Raw genomic sequence first — 4,507 nt, 5'->3', positions numbered from 1 at the left:
ATAATCCAAAGGAAATTATGAACAGTTTAAATAAGCCCTGGAGTTGTTCAACTAACGGGTGCGAGAGTTAAAGAATGGGATGGCTGTGGCTATCCCATTTTCTTATTGTGCAAACGGGGCAGCATTCCTGTAATAACTGAAAATGAGGTTTGAACAAAAAAAGACCTCTTGATAAGATGAATGTGTCCTGAGCTGGCCAGCTAAAAAGGACAATACATCTATTTGGAGGTCTCACAATGAATTATAACCAAAATCATAAAATCTCTCAAATTACTTCTGAAACCTTATTTGTCGGAGTAGATATAGCCAAGCACAATCATGTCGCGAGAGCACAAGATTTTAGAGGATTGGAACTAGGTAAAACGTGTTTCTTTGAAAATACGAAAGCAGGATTTCATTCGTTTCTAGATTGGATTACCCAACTTGTTAAAGGGTGTAAGTTAAATCAAGTGATTGTAGGGATGGAGCCAACCGGTCACTACTGGTTAAATCTAGCTCATCTTCTAAAAGAGAATAATATTAAGTTCGTATCAGTCAATCCACTACATGTTAAACGAAGTAAAGAATTAGACGATAATTCACCTACAAAGAATGACGTGAAAGATGCAAAAGTCATCGCACAGTTAGTCAAAGACGGAAGATACGCCGAACCAACAATTCCACGAGGAATTTATGCAGAACTCCGAGTGGCCAAAAAACTTCGCGATCTTCTCAACGTTGATTTACAGGTCGTTCAGGGACAAGTTCATAACTGGCTTGATCGTTACTTTCCCGAATTTTTGACGGTGTTCAAAAGTTGGGAAGGCAAGGCAGCTATTCATTTTCTAAAACTAGAAGTCTTGCCACATGAACTTGTAAAGTATACGGATGAAGAGCTCTTACTTTCCCTAAGACAAGTGGTAAAACGCAGTATAGGCTTAAAGAAGATACGAGCACTTAAAGAAGCAGCAAATCGTTCGATTGGTATTCGTCAAGGGGCAGCTATGGCGAAATTAGAGTTGAGAGCTTTACTAGAGAAGTATGATTTTATTCAAATGAAATTCGAAGAAATAGATCATCAATTAGATCAGTTATTAGACCATATCCCAGGTGTCACACAGATGTTAGAGGTGTCAGGAATCGGTCGAGATACAGTAGCAGGGTTTTTCGCAGAGGTCGGCGACCTCAGAGACTATCAACATCCTCGCCAAATCGTAAAATTAGCAGGTTTAAGTTTAAAAGAAAACACATCCGGAAAGCACAAAGGTCAGACCAAGATTACCAAACGGGGACGAAAGAAATTAAGGGCTCTCTTATTCCGGGCAGCCATGATACTGGTGGCAAAGAACAAGGCTTTTAAAGCTCTTCATATATATTACACAACACGTTCTAACAATCCCTTAAAGAAAATGCAATCTCTGATAGCTTTGTGTAACAAGCTTATTCGAATTCTGTTTTCAATCGGTAAAAAAACAATTTACGTTTCAAGAAGACAAGATGTTAAAGGATATCCCTCATATGGCAACATTTGTAGACCATCAAACAGTCGCATAGTTCATTGAATTTTAAGGATACACGGTCATTTAATTAACACTTATTTAAAAGTGAAGCACGGATTAGTCGGCAAAGCAACTAACGTGAGGACTTAGATCCTGTGGGGCAGCATGACCGACATCCACCTCATGGAAAGGTTGAACGAAGGAATGTAGGAGCATCGACTCTGTGAGAAATGGGAGGGTTGACCTCCATGAGACATGTGGATATCCTAAAGTGCGATCATGACATTGCTTAAACCAATTTTTTCCTAAGATTGGCTAGTTTAGCATGCACTTTTTTCGGTAAATCCCTATTCTGTAGGAGTATTGCCGAGCTTACATAGATAACGGTTAATGATATGACTATGAAATCCTAAGAATTCTAGAGCAATCGTGAGATTGTGTTTAGTTTATTGAGGGAGGATAGTTCCATAAGAGAACCCAAATAATCACCAAAGACTGAATGGTGATTATTTGTTACAATCCCCTAAGTAGAGACGCTTGACTACTAACTAGCAGTTATAAAAGAGGTGTATTATGGGTACTTCAAGTCTTATATTCTTAGCAATTTATTGGGTTGGAATAATTATTTGGTCACTAAAAAATAAGGAAAAAGCTAAAAAAGAATTACTTCAAATAAAAAACAATTGGAAGACAGGAGTAATAGTATTTTTACTTGTTTTTTCTCCATTTTTAATTTTGGCTATTATGATATTTGTTGTACCTTATTAATCTAACAGGTGATTCTTCATTAAGAAGATTGCCTTTTCTTATGTAGCTATAGGGGCAGTATACTTTTACAAAAAATCTTGTTAAGAAAGGGCGTTAAAATGAAGGTTTTATACTGGGTAGTAACTATAGGTTGGTATTTTCTGATTACGATTTTAGCTACAACGTATTGGAAAGGACTTGGTTGGTGGTTTTTAATAATTTGTGCAATTGTATTGTTTTTTTGTGACGGCTTGATAAGAAGATTATTTAAAAAATAACTCTTTATTTTTTAAACTAACAGGTGCCATACAGTAAGATAGGAGCTGCCATTGCGTACAGCTTTTTTATTGTTCACTATAGGGATAGGTTAGCCTAATAAGATTTAAACAAAATGGTTTGGAAACGTGCAAAAGAGAGGAAATTTAAGTTAGGTGGGATTAATAGAGTGGACAAAGACTTTTTTGGGTCCATATTTGCTACTATATTTGGTATTATCGCAACGTGGACTGGATTGTTTTATTCGACTCGTTATCGGTTTGATAATAGAAAATTTTTTGAACGCATCAAATATATAACGCCCTTACCTCTAACATTTAATTATTGGTTTCTTAAAATTTTATTTATTTTGGGAGGATTAATGTGTGTTGTTTTAGGTATATACGGAATTATTTAAGGTATTCTTAATGAACTAACGGGTGATTTAGCTGAAGGTAGGAGCTGTCTTTAAAGGTAGCATTTTCTTATGTAGCTATCGGGGCAGGTTTGTTGAAGAATGATTGAAACTTTATTAATTTAGGAATCGTATAAAAGAGAGTAATACGGGTAGGAAACGATAACGATAAGGGATGATAAATAATGGAAACTTGTAGTAAATGCGGCAATGAACTTACTAAAGCCTATATTTCAGGAATTCAAGGAGAATTCCAGATAAACAAAGAACCAAGAGGTTTTTTCACGGATAGTCCGATTTACAGCAAAGTATCTCCTTATGTTTGTTCTAAATGTGGGTATTTAGAGTTCTATGTAGAACAACCTGACAAATTCAAATAACGAAAGGGATTGCTACTTCTTGTAAATGACTCAAGGTTGCTGAGGCAGCCTTTTTCTTATGGCACTAACGGGGCAGGTTAGCTGAATAGGTTATTATCAACTCCGAAGGATTTATGGTAATATTTAGGTATTATTGAAATGGTGGTGAAATAAATGGAACCTAAATGGCTTGAATGGGCGAAACAACTCCAATCCATTGCACAGGCGGGATTAACTTATTCGAAAGATGTATATGACTTGGAAAGATTTGAATTGGTAAGAAATATAAGCATTGAAATATTGTCACATCAAACAGATATGAACAAGACAGTAATAAAAGATCTGTTTGCCAATGAAACTGGTTATGCGACTCCTAAGGTAGATATTAGGTCAGTTGTCTTTAGAGATAATAAGATTTTAATGGTTAGAGAAAACACTGATGGAGATTGGTCTTTACCAGGAGGTTGGGGCGACATAGGATTAACTCCAAGTGAAGTTGCAGTTAAAGAAGTAAAAGAAGAATCGGGGTTTGATGTTAAAGCAATTAAATTGTTAGGTGTCCTTGATAAGAAGTGTCATCCACACCCTCCTTCACTTTATCACGTTTATAAAATGTTTATCCTATGTGAAATAATTGGTGGACAACCTAAAGAAGGTATAGAAACGAGTGCAGTTGAGTTTTTTGCTGAAAATGAACTACCATCATTATCAATAGCTAGAAATACAGAATCACAAATTAAAATGGCTTTTAAACATTTACATAATCCGCAAGAACCTGTCTATTTTGATTGATTTTTTTAATTTGCCCCCAGTTATAGAACTAACGGCTGCGTTAGTTGATTAAGGAACATTAAAATGATCAATCTTTTTTATAAAAAGAATAATCCAATTAAATAGTATAAGGGCATGTTTTGATAAAATCTTCAGTTTAGTGCATCCCAGTTGATTAATTTAATGATGAAACACGTACGGTGTTTTTTTTGTATTCATTAACAAGATGGTTTCAAGAGGAAAGTGTTATTAGAAATTCTTATTTTACGGATTAAATGTTGACACTAAAGAAAAATAGCAGTATGATAATGAAGTCGCCTAATTAATGAGCGATTTTAAAAAAAGAAATACTTCGTAGAAGTTGACAACTATTCAACGTTATGTTAAGATGAATTAGTTGAAAAAAACCTACAACAAATTGCTCTTTGAAAACTGAACAAAACAAAGCGCCAACGTTAAATTTTAAGTGAGCACACACTATT

General features: G+C 35.1%; 2 protein-coding genes and 1 pseudogene. All 3 read left to right on the top strand.

All coding sequences use genetic code 11. The features are described from left to right. The first annotated feature begins 236 nt into the window (after positions 1 to 236). Positions 237 to 1,533: pseudogene (locus ACSR9O_RS27240) on the top strand (IS110 family RNA-guided transposase). A gap of 518 nt (positions 1,534 to 2,051) precedes the next feature. Continuing rightward, entirely contained in the window at positions 2,052 to 2,246 is a 195-nt protein-coding gene (locus ACSR9O_RS27235; RefSeq protein ID WP_491725423.1) for a hypothetical protein, read from the top strand. 1,182 nt (positions 2,247 to 3,428) lie between these two features. Next, entirely contained in the window at positions 3,429 to 4,046 is a 618-nt protein-coding gene (locus tag ACSR9O_RS27230) for an NUDIX hydrolase (RefSeq protein WP_491725422.1), read from the top strand. The last annotated feature ends 461 nt before the right edge of the window (positions 4,047 to 4,507 follow it).

Source organism: Peribacillus sp. B65 (assembly GCF_058513295.1).
Note: the sequence above shows the minus strand (reverse complement) of the source record. Positions and strands in the feature narration are given on the sequence as shown.

Coding starts and splice junctions, on each gene's coding strand:
- ACSR9O_RS27235 (WP_491725423.1), top strand. CDS start 2,052: ATGGGTACTTCAAGTCTTATATTCTTAGCAATTTATTGGGTTGGAATA.
- ACSR9O_RS27230 (WP_491725422.1), top strand. CDS start 3,429: ATGGAACCTAAATGGCTTGAATGGGCGAAACAACTCCAATCCATTGCA.